This window comes from Ideonella alba (assembly GCF_018069845.1).
GTDB classification, from domain to species: domain Bacteria; phylum Pseudomonadota; class Gammaproteobacteria; order Burkholderiales; family Burkholderiaceae_C; genus Ideonella; species Ideonella alba.
The window spans coordinates 15,225-36,024 of sequence record NZ_JAGQDD010000001.1; the positions used below are offsets into that span (position 1 = coordinate 15,225).

Annotated in this window: 25 protein-coding genes and 1 riboswitch; of the genes, 17 read left to right on the top strand and 8 right to left on the bottom strand. The window is 69.5% G+C overall.

The genetic code is table 11. The features are described 5' to 3' along the window. The first annotated feature begins 104 nt into the window (after positions 1-104). The 3 genes from KAK03_RS00070 to darG are packed head-to-tail and all read left to right on the top strand — an operon-like array spanning position 105 to position 2,409. Positions 105-680 (top strand): DarT ssDNA thymidine ADP-ribosyltransferase family protein, encoded by a 576-nt coding sequence (locus KAK03_RS00070; protein WP_210850976.1) that lies wholly within the window; start codon positions 105-107, stop codon positions 678-680. After that, complete coding sequence (gene darT / locus KAK03_RS00075; RefSeq protein ID WP_210850977.1) at positions 677-1,324, top strand: type II toxin-antitoxin system toxin DNA ADP-ribosyl transferase DarT; 648 nt, start codon at positions 677-679, stop codon at positions 1,322-1,324. Before KAK03_RS00070 ends, darT begins: the two co-directional genes overlap by 4 nt. Continuing rightward, positions 1,321-2,409, top strand: coding sequence for a type II toxin-antitoxin system antitoxin DNA ADP-ribosyl glycohydrolase DarG (gene darG / locus KAK03_RS00080; RefSeq protein WP_210850978.1), 1,089 nt, complete (start codon positions 1,321-1,323; stop codon positions 2,407-2,409). Before darT ends, darG begins: the two co-directional genes overlap by 4 nt. 19 nt (positions 2,410-2,428) lie before the next feature. On the opposite strand, the gene KAK03_RS00085 is transcribed toward darG, so the two are convergent. After that, positions 2,429-3,760 (bottom strand): D-amino acid dehydrogenase, encoded by a 1,332-nt coding sequence (locus tag KAK03_RS00085; RefSeq protein WP_210850979.1) that lies wholly within the window; start codon positions 3,758-3,760, stop codon positions 2,429-2,431. 215 nt (positions 3,761-3,975) lie between these two features. On the opposite strand from KAK03_RS00085, the gene KAK03_RS00090 reads away from it, so the two are divergent. After that, the gene (locus tag KAK03_RS00090; RefSeq protein WP_210850980.1) at positions 3,976-4,164 is read left to right on the top strand and encodes a hypothetical protein; all 189 of its coding nucleotides are present in this window, start codon (positions 3,976-3,978) and stop codon (positions 4,162-4,164) included. Here the strand turns inward: KAK03_RS00090 and KAK03_RS00095 are convergent, their stop codons facing one another. Together KAK03_RS00095 and KAK03_RS00100 are read right to left on the bottom strand one after the other, a co-directional pair. Beyond that, positions 4,165-4,587, bottom strand: a complete 423-nt coding sequence (locus KAK03_RS00095; RefSeq protein ID WP_210850981.1) for a universal stress protein — start codon at positions 4,585-4,587, stop codon at positions 4,165-4,167. Positions 4,588-4,675: 88 nt separating this feature from the next. Continuing rightward, on the bottom strand, positions 4,676-5,452 hold the full coding sequence (locus KAK03_RS00100) for a metallophosphoesterase (RefSeq protein ID WP_210850982.1): 777 nt from the start codon (positions 5,450-5,452) through the stop codon (positions 4,676-4,678). Positions 5,453-5,588: 136 nt separating this feature from the next. Between KAK03_RS00100 and KAK03_RS00105 the strand changes: the two genes are divergently transcribed. The 8 genes from KAK03_RS00105 (at position 5,589) to KAK03_RS00140 (ending at position 12,458) form a co-directional block, all read left to right on the top strand. Continuing rightward, positions 5,589-5,870: a hypothetical protein gene (locus KAK03_RS00105; protein ID WP_210850983.1), complete on the top strand. Its 282-nt coding sequence runs from the start codon at positions 5,589-5,591 to the stop codon at positions 5,868-5,870. Between the two features lie 47 nt (positions 5,871-5,917). Then, positions 5,918-6,136, top strand: coding sequence for a TOBE domain-containing protein (locus tag KAK03_RS00110; RefSeq protein WP_210802456.1), 219 nt, complete (start codon positions 5,918-5,920; stop codon positions 6,134-6,136). 133 nt (positions 6,137-6,269) lie between these two features. After that, positions 6,270-7,283, top strand: coding sequence for a sulfate ABC transporter substrate-binding protein (locus tag KAK03_RS00115; protein ID WP_210850984.1), 1,014 nt, complete (start codon positions 6,270-6,272; stop codon positions 7,281-7,283). 138 nt (positions 7,284-7,421) lie between these two features. Continuing rightward, the gene (cysT, locus tag KAK03_RS00120; RefSeq protein WP_210850985.1) at positions 7,422-8,273 is read left to right on the top strand and encodes a sulfate ABC transporter permease subunit CysT; all 852 of its coding nucleotides are present in this window, start codon (positions 7,422-7,424) and stop codon (positions 8,271-8,273) included. A 1-nt stretch (position 8,274) separates the two neighbouring features. Beyond that, on the top strand, positions 8,275-9,174 hold the full coding sequence (cysW, locus tag KAK03_RS00125) for a sulfate ABC transporter permease subunit CysW (RefSeq protein WP_210850986.1): 900 nt from the start codon (positions 8,275-8,277) through the stop codon (positions 9,172-9,174). A gap of 3 nt (positions 9,175-9,177) precedes the next feature. Then, positions 9,178-10,203: a sulfate/molybdate ABC transporter ATP-binding protein gene (locus KAK03_RS00130; RefSeq protein WP_210850987.1), complete on the top strand. Its 1,026-nt coding sequence runs from the start codon at positions 9,178-9,180 to the stop codon at positions 10,201-10,203. A 135-nt stretch (positions 10,204-10,338) separates the two neighbouring features. Beyond that, positions 10,339-11,316, top strand: coding sequence for a CysB family HTH-type transcriptional regulator (locus KAK03_RS00135; RefSeq protein ID WP_210850988.1), 978 nt, complete (start codon positions 10,339-10,341; stop codon positions 11,314-11,316). Positions 11,317-11,509: 193 nt separating this feature from the next. Further along, a riboswitch (cyclic di-GMP riboswitch) is annotated at positions 11,510-11,604 on the top strand. Positions 11,605-11,708: 104 nt separating this feature from the next. Further along, positions 11,709-12,458 (top strand): hypothetical protein, encoded by a 750-nt coding sequence (locus tag KAK03_RS00140; RefSeq protein ID WP_210850989.1) that lies wholly within the window; start codon positions 11,709-11,711, stop codon positions 12,456-12,458. Positions 12,459-12,470: 12 nt separating this feature from the next. On the opposite strand, the gene KAK03_RS00145 is transcribed toward KAK03_RS00140, so the two are convergent. Next, entirely contained in the window at positions 12,471-13,181 is a 711-nt protein-coding gene (locus KAK03_RS00145) for a hypothetical protein (protein WP_210850990.1), read from the bottom strand. A gap of 216 nt (positions 13,182-13,397) precedes the next feature. Next, positions 13,398-13,532 carry a hypothetical protein gene (locus KAK03_RS25240; RefSeq protein ID WP_259375455.1) on the bottom strand — a complete coding sequence of 45 codons (135 nt, stop codon included), beginning with the start codon at positions 13,530-13,532 and terminating at the stop codon, positions 13,398-13,400. Between the two features lie 33 nt (positions 13,533-13,565). Here KAK03_RS25240 and KAK03_RS00150 point away from each other — a divergent pair, with 33 nt between their 5' ends. After that, positions 13,566-14,591, top strand: a complete 1,026-nt coding sequence (locus KAK03_RS00150) for a M14 family zinc carboxypeptidase (RefSeq protein ID WP_210850991.1) — start codon at positions 13,566-13,568, stop codon at positions 14,589-14,591. Next, positions 14,588-15,349 (top strand): alpha/beta fold hydrolase, encoded by a 762-nt coding sequence (locus KAK03_RS00155; protein ID WP_210850992.1) that lies wholly within the window; start codon positions 14,588-14,590, stop codon positions 15,347-15,349. Before KAK03_RS00150 ends, KAK03_RS00155 begins: the two co-directional genes overlap by 4 nt. On the opposite strand, the gene KAK03_RS00160 is transcribed toward KAK03_RS00155, so the two are convergent. Together KAK03_RS00160 and KAK03_RS00165 are read right to left on the bottom strand one after the other, a co-directional pair. Beyond that, the gene (locus KAK03_RS00160) at positions 15,350-16,198 is read right to left on the bottom strand and encodes an alpha/beta fold hydrolase (RefSeq protein WP_210850993.1); all 849 of its coding nucleotides are present in this window, start codon (positions 16,196-16,198) and stop codon (positions 15,350-15,352) included. 20 nt (positions 16,199-16,218) lie between these two features. Beyond that, on the bottom strand, positions 16,219-16,803 hold the full coding sequence (locus KAK03_RS00165; protein ID WP_210850994.1) for a nitroreductase family protein: 585 nt from the start codon (positions 16,801-16,803) through the stop codon (positions 16,219-16,221). Positions 16,804-16,958: 155 nt separating this feature from the next. Between KAK03_RS00165 and KAK03_RS00170 the strand changes: the two genes are divergently transcribed. From KAK03_RS00170 to KAK03_RS00180, 3 genes are all read left to right on the top strand, one after another. Further along, positions 16,959-18,248, top strand: coding sequence for an O-acetylhomoserine aminocarboxypropyltransferase/cysteine synthase family protein (locus tag KAK03_RS00170; RefSeq protein WP_210850995.1), 1,290 nt, complete (start codon positions 16,959-16,961; stop codon positions 18,246-18,248). Between the two features lie 20 nt (positions 18,249-18,268). Further along, on the top strand, positions 18,269-19,018 hold the full coding sequence (locus KAK03_RS00175; protein WP_210850996.1) for an MBL fold metallo-hydrolase: 750 nt from the start codon (positions 18,269-18,271) through the stop codon (positions 19,016-19,018). Between the two features lie 79 nt (positions 19,019-19,097). Then, positions 19,098-19,793, top strand: coding sequence for a hypothetical protein (locus KAK03_RS00180; protein ID WP_210850997.1), 696 nt, complete (start codon positions 19,098-19,100; stop codon positions 19,791-19,793). 3 nt (positions 19,794-19,796) lie between these two features. Here the strand turns inward: KAK03_RS00180 and KAK03_RS00185 are convergent, their stop codons facing one another. Beyond that, positions 19,797-20,741 (bottom strand): CysB family HTH-type transcriptional regulator, encoded by a 945-nt coding sequence (locus KAK03_RS00185; protein ID WP_210850998.1) that lies wholly within the window; start codon positions 20,739-20,741, stop codon positions 19,797-19,799. Between the last annotated feature and the right edge of the window lie 59 nt (positions 20,742-20,800).

Below are 20,800 nucleotides of genomic sequence, written 5' to 3' on the forward strand. Positions count from 1 at the left end.
ACAGCGTTTTCACAGGTGCGACTGGAGGCGATTTCGGTGTGGGCGCCTCGGCGCAGAAATAGGCACGCGCCGTTCTGACGTGCACCAGCAGTCCAGGTAGGACCATGAACGACGACATCCGGCAGAAGAGGCTGATCTATCACCTGACCAGCCTTGAGAACTTGCCGTCCATCCTGACTAGTGGGCTCTTGCCTCGGGCACAGTTGAATGGCTTCGTGGACGTTGCCGATCACGAGATCCTTGAGGATCGGAAGCGCCTGCAGTTGGAGAAGTGCGTGCCGTTCCATTTCTTCGCGAAGAATCCGTTTGACGGGCGTGTGCAACGGGATCACCCGGACAAGCAATTCGCACTGATTGCGGTTCGACGGGAGGTCGCACGCCTGAATGGTTGGAAGATCATTCCCCGACACCCGCTCGCTGGCGATGGCATTCAGCTCTTGGACTATGACGGAGGGATGGAAGCGATCGACTGGGAAACCATGAACCGGCGTGACTACAGCGACCACGAAAGCAAGTGCGTGTGCATGGCCGAGTGCGTCGCACCGGGGCCGGTGTCACCTACGCTGTTTCAATCCATCACCGTGAAAGACGAGAAGGCAAGGGCGGTTGTAAGGGGGTACTTGGCCGCCACCACCTTGCAGCTCTACGTTGACGCTAACGCGGCGATGTTCAAGAAGTGACCTATACGAACCTCAACCCCAACAAGGCCTTGGTCTGGCGCATCCTGCACCGGACCAATCTGCCCTGGGTGTTGGCCAACGGCTTGCATTGCGGCACCAGCACCGTGCGCTCGCCAGATTGGGTCAGCATCGGCAACGCCGAGCTGATCGACAAGCGCGCCAGGCACCCGGTGCCGGTGGCGCCGGGCGGGGTGCTGAACGACTACGTGCCGTTCTACTTCACGCCCTTCTCGGTGATGCTGCGCAACATCCACACCGGGTGGGGCGGCATCCAGCAGGTGCCGAATCAGGACATCGTGATCCTGGTGTCCAGCCTGCACCGGGTGCAGGCGCTGGACCTGCCCTTCCTTTTCACCGACCGGCACGCCTACAGTGGCCTGGCTCGCTACTTCAATGACCTTGCGCGGCTGGACCAGATCGACTGGGGGCTGCTGCAGCGCCGCGATTTCAAGCGCGACCCCGAGGACCCCGGCAAGCTGGAGCGCTACCAGGCCGAGGCCCTGGTGCACCGCCAGGTGCCTCTGCAGGCGCTGCTGGGCCTGGTGTGTTTCACCGATGGCGTCAAGGCGGGCCTAGAGCGCACAATCGCGGACCTGGGCCTGGCGCTGCCCGTGCACACCCGGCCGGGCTGGTACTTCACATGATCCGCTACACCCAAGGCAACCTGCTTGATTCCGGCGCCGACGCGCTGGTGAACACCGTCAACACCGTGGGTGTGATGGGCAAGGGGATCGCCTTGATGTTCAAGGAGCGGTTTGCCACCAACTTTGCGCTCTACGCTGCGGCCTGCAAGGCCAGGCAGGTGAAGGTGGGCCAGATGTTCGTCACCGAAACCGGCGAGCTGAGCCGCCCGCGTTGGGTGATCAACTTCCCCACCAAAGACCACTGGAAGGCACCTTCGCGCCTGGAATGGGTGGAGGCCGGCCTGCAAGACCTCAAGCGCGTGCTGCAGGAGCGGCAGATCCAATCGGTGGCCATTCCGCCGCTGGGCGCCGGCAATGGCGGCCTGGACTGGCCCACAGTGAAGTCCCGCATCGACGCCGCGCTACGCGACGTGGAGGGCGTGGACATCGTCGTCTACGAGCCCATCGACAAGTACCAGAACGTGGCCAAGCGGGCGGGGGTACACAAACTAACGCCGGCCCGCGCGCTGATCTGCGAGGCCGTGCGCCGCTACGGAGTGCTGGGCATGGAGTGCAGCCTGCTGGAGGTGCAGAAACTGGCCTGGTTCCTGGAGCGCGTGTTGGTGCAGCGCCAACTGACTAACCCGCTGAACTTGGGTTTCGTGGCCCATCGCTATGGACCGTTCTCGCCGATCAAGCTGAACAAGCTGCTCGACGGACTGGACGGCAGCTACCTGCACTGCGAAAAGCGCATCGCCGACTCCGGCAAGGACGAGGTGCTGTGGTTCGATGACAGCCGCAAGGAACTGGTGCAGGCCTTCCTGGCCAGCGAGGCCAAGGACGTGGCCCCGGTGCTGGACGCTACGGCCGAGTTGATCGACGGCTTCGAGTCCCCCTTCGGCATGGAACTGCTGGCCTCGGTGGATTGGCTGCTGAGCCGTGAGCAGGTGCCCCCTACCGTGCCGGCCCTGCTGGACGGCCTGGCCCAGTGGCCCGCCGAGCAGGCGCAAGGGGCTGGGCAACGCAAGAGCCGACTGTTTGATGCCCGCGTGGTGGGCATTGCGTTGGCGCGGCTGCAGGACAGTGCGTTGTACGGCGGGGCTTGACCCCGCCGATGGCTCGCGTTCAGGCGGCGGCGGTGACCGGCGCGCGGCGGCCGGTCTCGACCGGGCCGCAGAAGCCGAAGTCCAGCTGCGGCTGGCGGCCGGCGATCAGCTCGGCCAGCGCGCGGCCCGAGCCGGCGCCATGCGTCCAGCCCAGCGTGCCGTGGCCGGTGTTGAGCCACAGGTTGCCCCACTTGGGCGCGCGGCCGATGTAGGGGATGTTGGTGGGCGTGCTGGGGCGCAGGCCGGCCCAGAAGTTGGTCTCGCTGGTGTCGGCCACGCCGGGGAACAGCTCCTCGTAGCGGGTGACCAGGGCCTGGCAGCGCACGCGGGCGGTGTGGCCATCGAGGCTGGTGTCGTAGCCCGAGAGCTCGGCGGTGCCGGCGATACGGATGGTGTCGCCCAGGCGCGAGATCGCCAGCTTGCGGGTGTCGTCCATCAGGCTGACCACGCTGGCCTCCTGCGGGCGCTTGAGCTTGAGCGTGGCCGAGTAGCCCTTGGCCGGGTAGATGTCCAGGCTCACACCCAGGCGGCGCAGCAGCGGCGCGCTGTACGAGCCCATGGCCACCACCACCTGCTCGCCGTCGATCGTGCGGGCCAGGCCGCTGGCGCGCTCGGCCACGCGCACGCCGCTGACCTGGCCGGCGGCGGTCTCGAAGCCCAGCACGTCATGGCCCCACAGGAACTGCACGCCGCGCTCGGCGCAGCGGCGCGCCAGTTCCTGCGTGAAGACGCGGGCGTCGCCCGATTCGTCGCTGGCGGTGAAGGTGCCGCCGTGGATGTTCGGGCCAAAGGTGGCCAGCGACGGCTCGACCTTGAGCACTTCCTCGCGGGTCAGGATCTTGCGGTCCACGCCGTGGCGGCGCATCAGCTCGGCGGCGGCGAAGCCGGCCTCGGCGTCGGCGGCCGACGAGAAGAAGTGCAGGATGCCGCGCTCCAGGCGCTGGTAGGCGATGCCGGTCTCGGCCACCAGGGACTTCAGCGACTCATGGCTGTAGGCGCCCAGCGCCACCAGCTGCTGCACATTGCGGGCGAAGGCCGCGTCGGTGCACTGGGTCAGGAACTTCAGGCCCCAGCGCCACTGGTGCGGGTCCAGCCGGGGGCGGAACAGCAGCGGCGAGTCCTCGCGCAGCAGCCACTTGGCCACCTTCAGCGGCGCGCCGGCATTGGCCCAGGGCTCGCAGAAGCTGACCGAGATCTGGGCGCCGTTGGCGAAGCTGGTTTCCAGCGCGGCGTCGTCCTGCCGATCCACCACGGTGACGCGGTGGCCCTGGCGGGACAGGTACCAGGCGGTGCTGATGCCGATGATGCCGGCACCGAGGACGATCACATGCTGGTTCGACTGCGACTTCATGGCGCTCACCTCGTGGGGGGTTGTGGACCTCCGCGACGGGGAGCGCGGGGCAGTGAGCGCATTCTCGGCAGCCGGGCCTAGTTCATGAAGGGAAATTCGCCAAAATCAATATTCATTAGGGCGACTAATAGTTCTCCGGGGGCCGTGCCTCGGGCTTGATTTCGACCGTCGCCGGCCGAAGTCAAGGCAAAGAGCCCACCTCGCCGGAGACACCCATGTCCGCTCCCACCCGCCCCAGCCTGTGGAACCGCCTGTTCGCGCGCAGCAGCGCGCCGCGCACCGAGGACGACGAGGACGCCGCCGGCCTGGGCACGGCCTTCGGTCTGGACTATGTGCTGGACGAGGTGAAGGTGCCGATGCCCTGGCAGGTGGCCGACGAGGCGGCCAGGCCGCCGCCCGTCTGATCAGCGCACCAGCAGGACCGGCGTCTTGCAGTGGGCCATCACCTTGGTGGCCACCGAACCCATGACCAGGTTGCCCAGCGAGCCGTGGCCGTGGGAGCCCATCACCAGCAGGTCGAAGTCGCCCTTGGCGGCGGTGGCGGCGATCACCTCGGCCGCCGGGCCCACCTTCGAGACATAGCTGGCCTCGATGCCCTGGCGCTTGAAGAAGGCGCGGATCGGCTTGAAGACCTTCTCGGCTTCATCGTCGTAGTAGCCCTTCAGCAGGGCCTTGTCCAGCACGGCCGAGGCGCGCGGCGGCACCGCGTTGACGGCATTGACGACGCTGAAGCTGTTGCCGCGCACCAGCCACTCGTCGTGGGCGGCCAGGTAGGCCAGCATGCGCTTGGTGAAGGAACTGCCATCGACGGCGACGAGGATCTTCATGGGGGGTACTCCGCGGTGGAATCGATGAGTTCAGTGTCGCACGCAGCCGCGGTGGCGGGCATGCGCAATCACCACAGGCTGAGCCGCGTCAGACCTCGATCAGGCGCAGCGCATCCCAGCCCTCGTCCTCGCCCTTGGACACCAGGCCGCGCGCCTGGCAGACCACCCGTGCCGGCGCCCGGCCGGGCCGCGGCAGCGCGTAGGCGTGGCGGCAGTGCACATGGCCGTGCAGCCACAGGTCGGCGCGGGTGACCAGGTCCTCGTCGTCGTTGCAGAAGCTGGCTGTACCCGGCTGGCGGCCGTAGCGCGGGTCGGCGCTGCGCAGGCTGGGCGCGAAGTGGGTGATGACCAGGGTTGCGTCCCAGCGGTCCTGGGCCGGCTCGGCCAGCGCGGCCTCCAGCCAGTGGCGGCAGACCCGGGCCTCGGCGCGCACCGCGGCGGCATCGAAGACCTGGCCGGCACGGGTGCTGCGCTGCACGCGCGCGAAGTACTCGCCGGCGCGCATCGCCCGCTCGCGCTGCGCGGCGCCGAAGACGTCGAAGTCGCTCCAGCGCGTGGTGCCCAGCACGCGGATGCGCCGCCCGTCGGCGCCGGTCAGCAGCACCGATTCCCGCTCCAGCAGCCGGATGCCCAGGCCGGCCAGGTGCGCGCGCAGCGCCGGCAGCGCCTCGTCCATGTCGCGCCCGTCGTACTCATGGTTGCCGGCCACCATCAGCACCGGCACCGGCCAGCTGGCAAAGCGTGCCAGACCCTGCCAGGAGCTGTCGATGTCGCCCGCCAGCACCAGCAGTTCGGCGCCGGGCGCGGGCTGCGGCTCACAGGGCTCGGTTTCCAGGTGCAGATCGGACAGCAGTTGCAGGCGCATCGCCAGATCATCGCAGAGCCCAAAGCGCGGCTCGCTTATGCGCGGCGCGAGCAAGCAATCGCGAAGGCCTTCGTTGTCCGGGGGCGGTGCGGCGCCGATCATTCCCTCACTCCACCCCTAAAACGAGGCCCCCGTCATGAGCATGACTGCACATCACCTTGAATTGCCGTTCACCGGGCAGGCGCTGCGCCAGGCCGTCGAGGCCCGTGACATTCCCCGGCTGCACGCCATGGCCGCCCAGCTGCGGGTGGCCGGCTACCGCGGCGACACCCAGACCCTCGTCAGCGAGCTGCTCAGCAACGGCTGCGCCTGGATCACCGACGCCTTCGACCAGCGCGTGCCGCTGCAGGTGCGCGTGCCGCCGGCCCTGCCGCGTCAGCAGGTCGACGAGCGGGTCGCGTTCCGCATCGCCGACTGACCGCCGTCTGCCGCTCCCCTCTTTCACCACTGCCTGAAGCACACACCATGAGCATCCTCGCTGTCAACGCACGCAACCAGTTCCGCGGCAAGGTCCGCGAAATCATCGAAGGCCCGGTCGTCTCCGAAGTCGACGTGGAAACCCCGTCCGGCCTGGTCGTCACCTCGGTCATCACCACCCGCTCGGTGCATGAGCTGGGCCTGCAGGTCGGGCGCGACGTCGTGGCGCTGGTCAAGTCCACCGAGGTCTCGATCGCCACCTTGTGACGCGCCCGCACCGGCGCGCCTCCGGACAACGCCTGTCAGAAAACGCATAAGCGACTGCGTTTTCATTCGTTCCCTGGATGCGCGCCGTTCCCGACACTGCGTTGGCCGTACCCCACCTTGTGTCAGGAACACCATGAATCGCTTCTCCCTTCGCCTGGGCGCCATCGGCGCCACACTGCTGCTGAGCCTGGCCGGCGCCGCGCACGCCAAGGACATCACGCTGCTCAATGTCTCCTACGACCCGACGCGGGAGCTCTACCAGGACTTCAACAAGGCCTTCGCCGCCCAGTGGAAGGCCAAGACCGGCGACACCGTCACCATCAAGCAGTCGCATGGCGGCTCGGGCAAGCAGGCCCGCTCGGTGATCGACGGCCTGGAGGCCGACGTCGTCACGCTGGCGCTGGCCTACGACATCGACGAGCTGGCCGACAAGGCCAAGCTGATCCCCGCCGACTGGCAGAAGCGCCTGGCGCACAACAGCAGCCCCTACACCTCGACCATCGTCTTCCTGGTGCGCAAGGGCAACCCCAAGGGCATCAAGGACTGGGGCGACCTGGTCAAGCCCGGCGTGTCGGTGATCACGCCCAATCCCAAGACCTCGGGCGGCGCCCGCTGGAACTACCTGGCCGCCTGGGGCTATGCGCTGAAGCAACCGGGCGGCAATGAAGCCAAGGCCCGGGACTTCGTCACCGCCCTGTTCAAGAACGTGCCGGTGCTCGACAGCGGCGCCCGCGGCTCGACCACCACCTTCGTCGAGCGCGGCATCGGCGACGTCTTCATCTCGTGGGAGAACGAGGCCTTCCTGGCGGTCAAGGAACTGGGCCCGGACAAGTTCGAGATCGTCGTGCCCTCGCTGAGCATCCTGGCCGAGCCGCCGGTGACGGTGGTCGACAAGGTGGTCGACAAGCGCGGCACCCGCGAGGTGGCCAAGGCCTACCTGGACTACCTCTACACGCCTGACGGCCAGCGCATCGCCGGCGAGAACTACTACCGACCGACCGACCCCAAGGTCGCCGAGAAGTTCGCCAAGCAGTTCCCGAAGATCAACCTCTTCACGATCGACGAGGTCTTCGGCGGCTGGGCCAAGGCGCAGAAGACCCACTTCGCCGACGGTGGCGTGTTCGACACGATCTACCTGAAGAAGTGAGTCCCGCGGACACCCCGTGCGCCCGACGCGCACCGGGGTGTCCTGCATCGAACGCATAAGCAAGCGCGTTTTGCTTCGTTCTCCGGCGCAGGCGTCCTGCCTAGCATCGGTTCCCGCATAACCCACTGCGGTCCTCGCATGAGGACCGACCCTGCCGTGCTGCTGTCCCGCACCCTGCTCAAGCGCCACACCGTGCTGCCCGGTTTCGACCTGGCGCTGGGCTTCGCGCTGCTCTACCTCGGTCTGATCGTGCTGCTGCCCTTGTCAGCGGTGTTCCTGAAGACCTTCACCCTCAGCTGGGCCAGCTTCTGGGACACGGTCAGCTCGCCGCGCGTGGTGGCCTCGTACCAGCTGACCTTCGGCGCCTCGCTGGCGGCGGCGCTGATCAATGCGGTCTTCGGACTGCTGGTGGCCTGGGTGCTGGTGCGCTACCACTTTCCGTTCAAGCGCGTGGTCGACGCGCTGGTGGATCTGCCCTTCGCGCTGCCCACCGCGGTGGCCGGCATCGCGCTGACCGCGCTGTATGCCGAGAACGGCTGGATCGGCAGCTGGCTGCCCTTCAAGGTGGCGTTCACGCCCACGGGTGTCTTCGTGGCGCTGACCTTCATCGGCCTGCCCTTCGTGGTGCGCACGGTGCAGCCGGTGCTGGAGGACCTGCAGAAGGAGCTGGAAGAAGCCGCCGCCACCTTGGGCGCCAGCCGCGGCCAGACCTTCCGCCTGGTGATCCTGCCCACGCTGACGCCGGCGCTGCTGACCGGCTTCGCGCTGGCCTTTGCCCGGGCGCTGGGCGAGTACGGCTCGGTGATCTTCATCGCCGGCAACATGCCGATGGTCAGCGAGATCACACCGCTGCTGATCATCACCAAGCTCGAGCAGTACGACTACGCCGGCGCCACCGCGATCGCGGTGGTGATGCTGACGATTGCCTTCGTGCTGCTGCTGGGCATCAACATGATCCAGGCCTGGGCCCGCCAGCGCCAGGGACGCTGACATGAACTCCACTGTCCTTGCCTCACCTGGCGTGGCCGCTCCGCGCAGCCCGCTGTCGGCCACCTCGGAGCCCGCCTGGGTTCGTGTCACGCTGATCGGCGTGGCGCTGGCCTTCCTGTCCTTCTTCCTGTTCGTGCCGCTGTTCGCGGTCTTCCACGAGGCGCTGAAGAAGGGTTGGGAGGTCTATCTGGCGGCGATCGTCGAGCCTGATGCGCTGTCGGCGGTCAAGCTCACGCTGATCGCCGCCGGCATCTCGGTGCCGCTGAACCTGGTCTTCGGCATCGCCGCGGCCTGGGCCATCGCCAAGTTCGAGTTCCGCGGCAAGAACCTGCTGCTTACACTGATCGACCTGCCCTTCTCGGTCAGCCCGGTGATCGCCGGCCTGATCTATGTGCTGGTCTTCGGCCTGCAGGGCTGGCTGGGCGAGTGGCTGCGCGACCACGACCTGAAGGTGATCTTCGCGGTGCCCGGCATCGTGCTGGCCACGGTCTTCGTGACCTTTCCGTTCATCGCCCGTGAGCTGATTCCGCTGATGCAGGCCCAGGGCCAGGAGCAGGAAGAGGCCGCGCGCGTGCTGGGCGCCAGCGGCTGGCAGATCTTCTGGCGCGTCACGCTGCCGAATGTGAAGTGGGCGCTGCTGTATGGCGTGATCCTGTGCAACGCGCGGGCGATGGGCGAGTTCGGCGCGGTCAGCGTGGTCTCGGGCCACATCCGTGGCCAGACCAACACCATGCCGCTGCACATCGAGATCCTCTACAACGAGTACCAGTTCGCTGCAGCCTTCGCCGTGGCCTCGCTGCTGGCCGGCCTCGCCCTGGTCACCCTGGTCCTGAAATACATCGTCGAACAACGGGTCAAGCAGGTCAAGCACGCCGCCCGCGCAGATCAAGAGAGCGAATAAGCCATGTCCATCGAAGTCAAGAACCTGGTCAAGCACTACGGCCCGCTGGCGGTGTGCAACCACCTGAACCTGACCATTCCCTCGGGTGAGCTGGTCGCGCTGCTGGGCCCGTCGGGCTCGGGCAAGACCACGCTGCTGCGCATGATCGCCGGCCTGGAGCAGCCCGACAGCGGCCAGGTGCTGTTCCACGGCGAGGACGCGACGTTTTCGGATGTGCGCGAGCGCCATGTGGGCTTCGTCTTCCAGCACTACGCGCTGTTCGGCCACATGACGATCTTCGAGAACATCGCCTTCGGCCTGCGCGTGCGCCCCAAGGCCACGCGGCCCAGCGACGGCGCGATCCGCGCCAAGGTCAGCGAGCTGCTGAAGCTGGTGCAGCTCGACTGGCTGGCCGACCGCTACCCGCACCAGCTCTCCGGCGGCCAGCGCCAGCGTGTGGCCCTGGCGCGTGCGCTGGCGGTGGAGCCCAAGGTGCTGCTGCTCGACGAGCCCTTCGGCGCGCTGGATGCCAAGGTGCGCAAGGAGCTGCGCCGCTGGCTGCGCCGCCTGCACGACGAGGTGCATGTGACCAGTGTCTTCGTCACCCACGACCAGGAGGAGGCGATGGAAGTGGCCGACCGCATCGTGGTGATGAACGAGGGCCGCATCGAGCAGGTCGGCAGCCCCGACGAGGTCTACGACCACCCCGCCACGCCCTTCGTGCTGAAGTTTCTGGGCGACGTCAACCTGTTCCACGGCCGCGCCCAGGACGACGTCAGCTACGTGCGCCCGCACGAGCTGGACATCGTGCCGGCGGCCGATGACGGCACCTGGTCGGTGACCTTCTCGCAGGCGCTGACCGTGGGCCCGAACACGCGTGTCGAGTTCCTGCGCGACGACGGTGCCTATGTGGACGTGGAGCTGCCGCGCGAGCGCTGGCACGCGCTGCGCCAGCAGCACGGGCTGCAGGATGGCAGCCGCGTGTTCCTCAAGCCGCGGCGCGTGACGCGCTTCGGCGCGGTGCCGGTGGATCCGGCGGCCGCGATCTGAGCGCGACGGCCGCCTCGCCGCGGCCGGCCGGGACATGCGCTCCCCGCATGTCCTGCCTCGCTTTGCTTCGTTCCCGTACCGCCTGGCGCCACGCAGAATTTCTGCCCAGTACCTGACGCCAGCGGAGGGCGACCCGTGAACTTCCAGCAACTGCGCTCGACCCGCGAAGCGGCCCGCCGTGGCTTCAACCTCACCGAGGTGGCCTCGGTCCTGCACACCTCACAGCCGGGCGTCAGCCGACAGATCCGCGAGCTGGAGGCCGAGTTCGGCGTGCCCCTGTTCACCCGCTCGGGCAAGCGCCTGACCGGCATGACCGACGCCGGGCTGCGCATGCTGCCGATCATCGAGCGCATGCTGGACAACGCGGACAGCCTGCGCCGCGCCGGCCTGGACTTCACACGAGAACTCTCCGGGCGGCTGGCGATCGCGGCCACCCACTCCCAAGCGCGCTACGCCCTGCCGCATGCGGTCTACGACTTCCGGCTCGGACACCCCGCGGTGCAGCTGGAGCTGCACCAGGGGTCGCCGCAGCAGGTGGCAGCGCTGCTCCTGGAAGGGGTGGCCGACATCGGCATCGCGACCGAGGGCCTGGCCGACTACCCAGGCCTGGTGACCCTGCCCTGCTACCAGTGGACGCATGTGGTCCTGGTGCCCCACGGCCACCCGCTGGCCGATGGCCAGCCGCTGACCCTGCAGCGTCTGGTGGCCTTCCCGCTGATCAGCTACGAGACCGGCTTCACCGGACGGTCGAACATCGATCGGGCCTTCCAACGTGAAGGCCTGGCGCCCCACTGGTCGGTCGAGGCCATGGACGCCGACGTCATCAAGACCTATGTCGAGCTGGGGCTGGGCGTGGGCATCATCGCCGCGATCGCCCACCAGCCCGAGCGCGACCTGGGGCTGGTGGCGCTGGATGCCCGCCATCTGTTCCCGGCCAACCTCACCCGCCTGGCTGTGCGCCGCGGCGAGGTGCTGCGCGACATCGCCTATGAGTTCATCCGCGCCTTTGCCTCGCCGCTGACGCGCGAGGTGGTCGACGAAGCGCTGGAAGGCCCGCGGCCGGCGATGTCGCGCACCCACCGGCCGCCGCTGCCGGCGCGCGTGCGCGCCTGAGCGGTCCTCGCTGGCTTTCGACAACACCTGCGAGGCCATCGACCGCGTCATCGCCGTCGAGCGGCGGCTGGCGGGCCAGCGCCGCTGAGCCTGTGGGCGCCGTTCATCGGCCTGCGCACGCCGCTGGTCGCCGCCGGTGACGAGGTGTGACGCTTGTCATACCGCGTGTCGACCGGGCGCTTCTAGAGTGCACCCGCTCCCTTGGCAAACCCGCTGAAAGGCGGGGACGCAAAGCCTCCGGTCTTCGCGCGGCCCCACCGGGCCGCGACAGATAGCGGGGTTGCCCTTCGCGCCCGGTTCCCGGGCCGGTGGTCACGCGTTCCTTCCGTGTTTGGCGGCGCCTGTTGTGCAACCCCGGGCCGCAGACGGCCCACCCACGAAGGACGCCCACCATGAAGTTCGCTCTCTCGCTGATTCCCCTGCTGCTTGCCGCTGGCCTGGCGCACGCCGCCGAGCCGGCCCCTGGCACCGAGATCAATGCGCTGATGCGCGTGATGAAGAAGGACGGCAGCACGCTGATCGCGCAGGCGCCGGTCAGCCGCAACCTGTCGTTCATCCCGGTGATCCGGCTGAACGCTGCCGACGCGCTGGTGGCCGCCAATGGCCGCTGCGCCTTCAACGTCAAGCTCGACGAGGTCAGCGGCCATGCACTGTCGGGCAGCGTGGACCGCCTTTACAGCAACGACACGCTGATCGCCCAGCCCGGCGGCATCCATGCCGAGGCCGGCCAGCTCACCACCGTCTGGACGCAGCCCTACTTCTTCGCCGGTCGCAATAACCTGCGCGTGGTGCTGGACGCCGACGGCGCCACCCCGGTCACCGGCTGGGTGCGGGTGGAGGTGGCGGGGACCTGCGCGGCCATGCCGGTGGCGGTCTGGGTCAAGCCCGGCAGCGGCGACTGGAACGCGCTGTACAACGCCTTTGGCTACAGCAACTACGGCACCAGGCAGCTCAAGGGCAAGGGCCTGGGCTTCTATGACGAGCTGGCCTCGATCAACGCCGCGCTGACGGCCGCGGTGAAGGCCGGCCGCATCGAGCGGCCGGCCTGGGAAGCACTGATGAACCGCTGGAACGCGCTGCTGGCCAACCCCGACTTCGTCGCCGCGATGAAGGCCATCGTGCCCAGCAAGGGCGGGATCTGAGCGGCGGCGCGCTCAGCGTGGCGCGCCGTAGCGCACGCCCTTGAGGCTGGTCGTGTTGGCGCCCGGCACGTCGGTGGTCAGCGAGACGCGTGCGCTGTCCAGCATGCGGAGTGTGTTCTCGGCGCAGAAGGTGTTGGACCCCAGGAAGCGGCTCGCATCGACAAAGCCTCTGATTTCAACGCCCAGGGACAGCGTATCGCCCACGGCCATCGTCTTCGTCAGGGACATGCGGTAGGTCCCGTTGAACGGCGCGACCGGGTTCCAGAGGGTGAACGGACCCGACAAGTTGAGGTAGGCGCGGAAGAAGGGCACGGAGTTGCAGCCGTTGCCCTCGCGCGGCATGTCGATCGCGAAGTCGACGTTGGCGGTGTAGGTCACTGGCGTGCCTGCTGGCAGATCGCCGGCCTTGACCTCGATCTCGTCCTTGAAGTAGACGATGCTTTCGGCGCTCGCCGCAGAGACACGGCAGCCCGGCGCGATCTCGGCGGCCACCGCCTTGAGGCTCATTCGCGGCAGGTGTCCCAGCGCGATGCCTCCCGACACCAGGGCCTGGCTGCCGCTGGGCGCCAGCGCGGCGAGCTGGACCTTCTTCCGTTCGCCCTTGACGGGATTGAAGTCGAAGTCCTCGGGCTGGGTGTCGGCGACCCCGTCGCAGCCAAAGGTCTGGGCGGTGCCGTATCGGTAAGTGGTGGGGGTGGCCTGCGCGGGCGCAGACAGGGCCATGAGGCAGGCCGCGGCCGAAGCGGCGGCCAGCAGGCGCAGACAAGAACGATGGGACATGCGTGAACTCCTGGTCAGGTGCTGCTGCCTACCGTGATCCAGCGTGATCCGGTGGGCAAGGAGCGCTGACAGGCTATCCAGCGATCTCGCTGGGCGCATCCTCAGATCGGTGGAGCTGCGGCCGGGCGGTCATAGCCTTGTCATCGTGGTCGGCCACGATCAGCGGCTGCGCCGCGGTTCCTGCAGTCGGCTGCGCGCGAGCGCCAGGCACTCCAGCGCGCCGACGGCCATGGCCAGCAACCACCAGGCCAGGCTGGTACGAGGGGCGGCGCGGAGATGGGTGAGATCGTGCATGCGCCGAGTCTGGCGACAGGAGATGACGGATTGATGGCAGGCCGCAGCGGCGCCTCGGTGCTCGACGAGATCGACGGCCTGGCCGCCCAGTGCCCGCCCGGGATGCAGGTGCAGACGCTGTGCGAGATCGATGCGCGAGGCCGGCGCTGTGCCGTGATGAGCTTCGGCGCCGGCCCCACCGACCCGGCTTTGCCGGCCTTCGGCGTGTTCGGCGGCGTGCATGGCCTGGAGCGCATTGGCGTGGAGGTGGTGCTGGCCTTCCTGCGTGCTGTGCTGGCGCGCTGGGCCTGGGACGTGTCGCTGCACGACCTGCTGGGCCGGGTGCGGCTGGTGGTGGTGCCGCTGGTCAACCCGGGCGGCCTGTTGCGTGGCACGCGCGCCAACCCGGCGGGCGTGGACCTGATGCGCAACGCCCCGGTGGACTGCCGCCACGGCGCGCCCTGGGGCGTGGGCGGCCAGCGTGTGAGCGCCCGCCTGCCCTGGTACCGCGGTCCGGCCGGCGCGGCGATGCAGCCCGAGGCGCAGGCGCTGTGCGGTGTCGTCGAGCGCGAACTGCTGGGGCGGCCGCTGGCGATCAGCATCGACTGCCACTCGGGCTTCGGGCTGGAAGACCGGCTGTGGTTTCCGCACGCCCACACGCCCACGCCGATCGAGCACCTGCCTGAGCTGCACGCGCTGTCGCAGGTGCTGGACGGCGCGCTGCCGCACCACCGCTACCGCGTTGAGCCGCAGAGCCTGCAGTACCTGGCGCACGGCGACCTGTGGGACCACCTGTACCTGCGCGCGCAGCAGCATCCCGGCACGGCCCTGTTGCCGCTGACGCTGGAAATGGGCTCCTGGCTGTGGGTCAAGAAGAACCCGCGCCAGGCCTTCAGCCGCCACGGCATCTTCAACCCGCTGATCGCCCACCGCCAGCAGCGCGTGCTGCGCCGCCACCTGGCGCTGCTGGACCACCTGATGCGCGCCGCCGCCAGCCAGCACCGCTGGCGGCCCCAGCCGCTGCTGCGCGAGGCCGCCCGCGAGGCGGCGCTGCGTCACTGGTACGGGGCGCGTCGATGAATGCCACGCCGAGCACCTGGGTGCTGCTGCGCGGCTTGACGCGCGAGGCCGCGCACTGGGGCGATTTCGTGCCGGCCCTGCAGGCCGCGCTGCCGCAGGCGCGCCTGCTGTGTGTGGACCTGCCGGGCGCCGGCACCGCGCACCGGCAGGCCTGCCCGCCCACGATCCCGGCGATCGCTGCGCACTGCCGCGCCGCCGCCCAGGCCGCCGGCGCGACCGGGCCGCTGGGCCTGCTCGGCCTGTCGATGGGCGGCATGGTGGCCGCCGACTGGCTGCTGCGCCACCCGAGCGAGGTGCAGACGGCGGTGCTGGTCAACAGCAGCGTGGCGGGCCTGAGCCCGCTGCACCACCGCCTGCGCCCGGGCCACTGGCCGCGGCTGCCGGCGCTGGCCCTGGGTTGGGGCAGCGCGGCCGCTGAAGCGCAGGTGCTGGGCTTGAGCAGCCGCCGCCGCCCGCTGCCGCCCGACTGGCTGGCCCACTGGACCGCGATCCAGCGCCAGCGGCCGGTCGGCCGCGGCAACGCGCTGCGCCAGTTGTGGGCGGCGGCGCGCTACCGCCTGCCGCCCGGCCGACCGGCGATGCCGGTGCTGGTGCTGCGCAGCCTGGGCGATGCGATGGTCGCGCCCGCCTGCTCGGCCGCGCTGGCGCGGCATTGGGACTGCCCACTGTGGGAGCACCCCCGCGCCGGCCACGACCTGGCGCTGGATGATCCGCAGTGGCTGGCGCAGGCGGTGGCGCGCTGGACGGCCGGTGCCTGATCAGGCCAGGATGAAGCGCCGCAGGGTGGCGAAGGCGGCATCGGGTTCGTCGCGCCAGGCGCCATGGCCCGAGCCGTCGAACACCGCCAGCTCGCCCAGCCCGGGTGGTAGCGCGGCGGCGATGTCCTGGCTGTCGGCCAGCGGGCACACCGGGTCCTGCGCGCCGGCCATCACCAGCACCGGGCACTGCGCGCGCGCCAGGCCGGGCAGCAGGTCCATGGTCTGCTGCTCGCCTCCGGCCGAGGCGAACAGGATGGCCTCGTTGAAGACGATGCGGCGCGTCGCCTCGTCGCTGCGCGCCGGTGTGGTGTTGTACAGCGGCAGGCAGACCTGGCGGTAGGGCGCCCAGGTCGCCTCGGTCGGCTGGCGCCAGAAGGCCTCGGCCACCGCGCGCGCTGCCGCACCGCCCAGGCGCTCGAACATCGCCAGCTTGCGCGCCAGCCCCAGGTGCGGCGAGGTGCTGGAGAGGATCACCTTGGCCGCATGCCCGGGGTGGCGCGCGATGTAGCGCTGCGCCACGAAGCCACCAAAGCTCTGACCCAGCACGATCGGCCGCGTGATGCCCAGCGCGTCGCTCAGCCGCACCACATCGTCGGCGAAGGTGTCCAGCGTCCACTCGTCGGCCGGCCGGCGGTCGCTGCGGCCATGGCCGCGGTGGTCGAAGTAGACGATCTGCGCCACGTCGGCCAGGCGCGAGAAGGCCGGTTTGAAGCCGCTGTGGTCGTAGCCGGGGCCGCCGTGCAGCAGGATCAGCGTGGGCCGCTCGCGCATCGCCGGGCCGTCGGGCACGAGGCCCGGGCCTTCGATGTCGACGAACAGGCGCACGCCCGGGGCGATCTCGATGCGCATCGTCAGGGCCGTTCAGCGGCTCAGAAGCGCCAGGCGCCTTCGGCGGCGATGGCCGACAGCGGCAGCCGGTCGTTGGGCTCCTCGCGGGCCTGCAGGCCCTCGGGCAGGGCTTCCTTCGGACCTTGCTTGCCAATGGCCACCACCGCGTGCACCTGGACATCGTCGGGCAGGTCCAGCGCGGTCTTCAGCGCGGCGGCGTCGAAGCCGCCCATGCCGTGCGTGACGTAGCCCATCAGATGGGCCTGCAGCGCCAGGCTCATCCAGGCGGCGCCGGCATCAAACGCGTGCCAGGGGTTGGGCTTGGCCTCGGTGGCGCCGGGCGCCACCGAGCTCTTCTTCGAGGCCACCACCAGCAGCACCGACGCCTTGTGCGCCCAGCCCTGGTTGAAGGGCACCAGCCCCGCCAGGATGCCGGCGAAGCTGCCGCTGCCGGCGTGTCCGTAGAGGAAGCGCCAGGGCTGGATGTTGGACGCCGACGGCGACCAGCGGGCGGCTTCCAGCAGGGTGTCGAGGTCGGCCTGCGGCATGGCTTCGCCGGTGAAGGAGCGCGGCGACCAGCGGGTGGTGAAGAGTTCGGCGACGGGGTGGGCGGCTTGGCGGGGCATCGGGGTGGGGGGGGTGGGTGGGTGGAAGGATGGCGGGATTGTGGCGGCGTTGCCGCGAGGCTGCTCATGCGGGGATGTTGCTTGGCAGGCGGCCGCTGGCGGCCCTATCCTGTGCGCCCCTGACCGCTCCAACAACACCCCGAGGAGAACTGAGCATGACCTGGCGCTTCGAGACCGTGTCCGTCCACGGCGGCTACTCGCCCGACCCCACCACCAAGGCGGTGGCCGTGCCGATCTACCAGACCGTGGCCTACGCCTTCGACAGCGCGCAACACGGCGCCGACCTGTTCGACCTGAAGGTGCCGGGGAACATCTACACCCGGATCATGAACCCGACCACCGATGTGCTGGAGCAGCGCATCGCGGCGCTGGAAGGCGGCATCGCGGCGCTGGCGCTGGCCTCGGGCCAGGCGGCCGTGACCTACGCCATCCAGACCATCACCGAGGCTGGCGACAACATCGTCGCCTCCAGCGCGCTGTACGGCGGCACCTACAACCTGCTGGCCCACACGCTGCCGCAGTTCGGCGTGCAGACCCGCTTTGCCGACTACCGTGACCCGGCCAGCTTCGAGGCGCTGATCGACGCCCGGACCAAGGCGGTCTTCGTCGAGTCGCTGGGCAACCCGCAGGGCAACATCACCGACATCGGCCGCATCGCCGAGATCGCCCACCGCCATGGCGTGCCGCTGATCGTCGACAACACCGTTCCCAGCCCCTACCTGTGCCGGCCCTTCGAGCACGGCGCCGACATCGTGGTGCACTCGCTGACCAAGTACTGCGGCGGCCATGGCAACAGCCTGGGTGGCGCGATCGTCGACTCGGGCAAGTTTCCCTGGGCGCAGCACAAGGAGCGCTTCCCGCGCCTGAACACGCCGGACGTCAGCTACCACGGCGTGGTCTACACCGAGGCCCTGGGCCCGGCCGCCTACATCGGTCGCGCCCGCGTGGTGCCGCTGCGCAACACCGGCGCCGCGCTGTCGCCGTTCAATGCCTTCCTGATCCTGCAGGGCCTGGAGACGCTGGCGCTGCGCATGGACCGCATCAGCGCCAACGCGCTGGCGGTGGCGAAGTTCCTGCAAGGCCACGCCAAGGTCGACTGGGTCAACTACGCCGGCCTGCCGGACCATGCCGACCACGCCCTGGTGCAGAAGTACCTGAGCGGCCAGGCCTCGGGCCTGCTGACCTTCGGGCTGAAGGGCCCGGCCGGCGGCGGTCGCGAGCGCGGTGCCCGCTTCCTGGATGCGCTGCAGCTGTTCACCCGCCTGGTCAACATCGGCGATGCCAAGTCGCTGGCCACCCACCCGGCCAGCACCACGCACCGCCAGCTCGGGCCGGAGGAACTGGCCAAGGCCGGCGTCAGCGAGGACACGGTGCGGCTGTCGATCGGCATCGAGCACATCGACGACCTGCTCGCCGACCTGAACGACGCGCTGGCCGCGGTCTGACGCGGCGGGAGTGGACGGCCATGATCTTCCGCCAGCTCTTCGAGCCCCTGTCCAGCACCTACACCTACCTGCTGGGCTGCGAGCAGACCGGGCAGGCGCTGCTGATCGACCCGGTGGTCAACGCCATGGACCGCGACCTGGCGCTGCTGCAGCAGCTGGGTCTGCGGCTGGCGTGGACCGTCGAGACCCACATCCACGCCGACCACATCTCCGCCGGGCGCCACCTGCGTGAGCAGGTGGGCTCGCGCATCGCGGTGGCAGCCATGGACGCGCTGCCCTGCGCCGACCTGGGGCTGCAGGATGGGGTGCCGCTGGCCCTGGGCGAGGTGACGCTGCTGCCGATCCACACCCCCGGCCACACCGCGCACCACCTGGCCTTTGAATGCGCCGGGCGCTTGTTCACCGGCGATGCGCTGCTGATCGAGGGCTGCGGGCGCACCGATTTCCAGGGCGGCAGCGCTTCGGCGCTGTACCGCAGCATCCACGAGCGCCTGTTCACCCGGCCCGACGAGACCCTGGTCTACCCCGGCCACGACTACCAGGGCCGCCAGGTTTCGTCGATCGGCCAGGAGAAGGCGCGCAACCCGCGCCTGGGCCAGGGCCGCAGCCAGGCCGACTTCGAGGCGCTGATGGCCACGCTGAACCTGCCCTACCCGAAGTTCATCGACCACGCGGTGCCCGGCAACCGCGACTGCGGCCGTTGTCCGGACGACCTGCCTACCCAGCTGCAGGCCTATTGCGGACGCATGACCGAGAGCCCGCAGGGCTGAGCGCCATCGGCGGCGGGCATGGACAGGCCCGGGCGATCGCCTCATAATGTGCATGTTGCACATTTATTGGAGATCTGCGATGTCCGTTCTTTCCAGCCCCTGGCTGCGGCGGCTGCCCCTGGCTGCCCTGCTGGCCGCCCCGCTGCTGGCCTCGGCCGGCATCCAGATCGGTGCCAGCGGCAAGACCTTTGCCTCCGACGCCTGGGCCTGCGCGCTGCACCCCACGCGCGGCTATGCACCGCGGGTCGAGGCGGGCCTGTACCAGCCGGCGCCCACCGCCAACGCCAAGGTGCTGCTCAACGGCCAGCGCGTGGCGACGGTGGATGCGATCACCCCGTCGGCGCCGGTGTGGCTGGCCAACGGCCTGAACAGCGTGGGCGTGAAGCTCAGCAAGAAGGCCAACGACACCTTCGGCTTTGACGCCGCGCTGACCTGGCCGAACCAACCCAACGCCTGCATCCCGGACACCCGTGCCAACACGGTGGCGGGGGACCTGGAGACCGCGGTGTCGGGCAAGTCTTCGGCGGTCGTGCCGCTGGGCTGCGCCTTCAACCCGGCCACCGGCCGCAACCAGGCCTTCGTCAACCTGTTCGACAACGGCACCTGGCTGCTCAATGTGTCGGTCAACGGCGTGCCGCTGACCCAGCTCAACGGCACCACCCGGCGCAGCGTGCCGGTCTACCTGGCCACCGGGCTGAACGTGATCACCGCGGCCAACGGCACGCTGTCGGTGGACGCCTACGTGCGCGACGTGCCCGCGGGCCAGTGCCCCTGAGGCTCACAGCGGCGCCGGCGTCGCGCCAGCGGGCGCGGCCTGCGCCTGCTCCACCACCTCGCGCGTCAGGTGCGGCGCGAAGACGGTGATGAAGTCGTAGGCGTAGCGGCGCAGCAGGCTGCCGCGGCGCACCCCCACCATGGTGGTGTTGATCGCGAACAGCTGGCGCGCATCGATCGCCCGCAGGTGGGCGTCGCGCTGCTCGTCGAAGGCGATCGCGGCGATGATGCCCACGCCCAGGCCCAGCTCGACATAGGTCTTGATGACGTCGGCGTCCATCGCGCTGAGCACCACCTGCGGCTTCAGGCCGGCGCGGGTGAAGGCGTCGTCGATGCTGCCGCGGCCGGTGTAGCCGGCCTCGTAGGTGATCACCGGGTAGGCGGCCAGGCGCTCCAGCGTCAGCGGCGCGTCCAGCAGCGGGTGGCCGGGCGGCACCACCACCGAGTGGCTCCAGCGGTAGCAGGGCAGGGCGGCCAGCTCGGGCGCCTCGGCCAGGTAGTGCGAGGCGATGCCGATGTCGGCCACGCCCGACAGCAGCATCTGCGCCACCTGGGCCGGCGAGCCCTGGTGCATCTGCAACTGCACCTGCGGGTGGGTGGCGCGGAAATCGTGCACCGCCGAGGGCAGCGCGAAGCGCGCCTGCGAGTGGGTGGCGGCAATGCTCAGCACGCCGGCGTCGCCCAGGCGGAAGTCGTCACCGGCGCGCTGCAGGTTCTCGGCGTCCAGCAGCAGCTTCTCCACCCAGGGCAGCACCCGCTCGCCGGCGGCGGTCAGGCCGGTCAGGCGCTTGCCGGCGCGCACGAAGATCTCCACGCCCAGCTCGTCCTCGAGCTCGCGGATCTGCCGGCTCACGCCGGGCTGCGAGGTGTGCAGCGCCGCGGCCACGTCGGTCAGGTTGAAGGCCCGGCGCACGGCCTCGCGCACGGAGCGCAGTTGTTGGAAATTCATGCGACAGCGCGGAACAGACGGCCCGGGTTCATCGAAAACCGCATTATCAAAAGCCCTGC

Excerpts from the sequence above, each read along its gene's own strand:
- KAK03_RS00145 (WP_210850990.1), bottom strand. The coding sequence starts at position 13,181 with ATGGCCCTGTCTGCGCCCGCGCAGGCCACCCCCACCACTTACCGATAC.
- cysW (WP_210850986.1), top strand. The coding sequence starts at position 8,275 with ATGAACTCCACTGTCCTTGCCTCACCTGGCGTGGCCGCTCCGCGCAGC.
- KAK03_RS00105 (WP_210850983.1), top strand. The coding sequence starts at position 5,589 with ATGAGCATGACTGCACATCACCTTGAATTGCCGTTCACCGGGCAGGCG.
- KAK03_RS00110 (WP_210802456.1), top strand. The coding sequence starts at position 5,918 with ATGAGCATCCTCGCTGTCAACGCACGCAACCAGTTCCGCGGCAAGGTC.
- KAK03_RS00165 (WP_210850994.1), bottom strand. The coding sequence starts at position 16,803 with ATGCCCCGCCAAGCCGCCCACCCCGTCGCCGAACTCTTCACCACCCGC.
- KAK03_RS00170 (WP_210850995.1), top strand. The coding sequence starts at position 16,959 with ATGACCTGGCGCTTCGAGACCGTGTCCGTCCACGGCGGCTACTCGCCC.
- KAK03_RS00160 (WP_210850993.1), bottom strand. The coding sequence starts at position 16,198 with ATGCGCATCGAGATCGCCCCGGGCGTGCGCCTGTTCGTCGACATCGAA.
- KAK03_RS00130 (WP_210850987.1), top strand. The coding sequence starts at position 9,178 with ATGTCCATCGAAGTCAAGAACCTGGTCAAGCACTACGGCCCGCTGGCG.
- cysT (WP_210850985.1), top strand. The coding sequence starts at position 7,422 with ATGAGGACCGACCCTGCCGTGCTGCTGTCCCGCACCCTGCTCAAGCGC.
- KAK03_RS00175 (WP_210850996.1), top strand. The coding sequence starts at position 18,269 with ATGATCTTCCGCCAGCTCTTCGAGCCCCTGTCCAGCACCTACACCTAC.
- KAK03_RS00090 (WP_210850980.1), top strand. The coding sequence starts at position 3,976 with ATGTCCGCTCCCACCCGCCCCAGCCTGTGGAACCGCCTGTTCGCGCGC.
- KAK03_RS00095 (WP_210850981.1), bottom strand. The coding sequence starts at position 4,587 with ATGAAGATCCTCGTCGCCGTCGATGGCAGTTCCTTCACCAAGCGCATG.
- KAK03_RS00085 (WP_210850979.1), bottom strand. The coding sequence starts at position 3,760 with ATGAAGTCGCAGTCGAACCAGCATGTGATCGTCCTCGGTGCCGGCATC.
- KAK03_RS00155 (WP_210850992.1), top strand. The coding sequence starts at position 14,588 with ATGAATGCCACGCCGAGCACCTGGGTGCTGCTGCGCGGCTTGACGCGC.
- KAK03_RS25240 (WP_259375455.1), bottom strand. The coding sequence starts at position 13,532 with ATGCACGATCTCACCCATCTCCGCGCCGCCCCTCGTACCAGCCTGGCC.
- darG (WP_210850978.1), top strand. The coding sequence starts at position 1,321 with ATGATCCGCTACACCCAAGGCAACCTGCTTGATTCCGGCGCCGACGCG.
- KAK03_RS00115 (WP_210850984.1), top strand. The coding sequence starts at position 6,270 with ATGAATCGCTTCTCCCTTCGCCTGGGCGCCATCGGCGCCACACTGCTG.
- KAK03_RS00100 (WP_210850982.1), bottom strand. The coding sequence starts at position 5,452 with ATGCGCCTGCAACTGCTGTCCGATCTGCACCTGGAAACCGAGCCCTGT.
- KAK03_RS00140 (WP_210850989.1), top strand. The coding sequence starts at position 11,709 with ATGAAGTTCGCTCTCTCGCTGATTCCCCTGCTGCTTGCCGCTGGCCTG.
- KAK03_RS00070 (WP_210850976.1), top strand. The coding sequence starts at position 105 with ATGAACGACGACATCCGGCAGAAGAGGCTGATCTATCACCTGACCAGC.
- KAK03_RS00185 (WP_210850998.1), bottom strand. The coding sequence starts at position 20,741 with ATGAATTTCCAACAACTGCGCTCCGTGCGCGAGGCCGTGCGCCGGGCC.
- KAK03_RS00180 (WP_210850997.1), top strand. The coding sequence starts at position 19,098 with ATGTCCGTTCTTTCCAGCCCCTGGCTGCGGCGGCTGCCCCTGGCTGCC.
- KAK03_RS00150 (WP_210850991.1), top strand. The coding sequence starts at position 13,566 with ATGGCAGGCCGCAGCGGCGCCTCGGTGCTCGACGAGATCGACGGCCTG.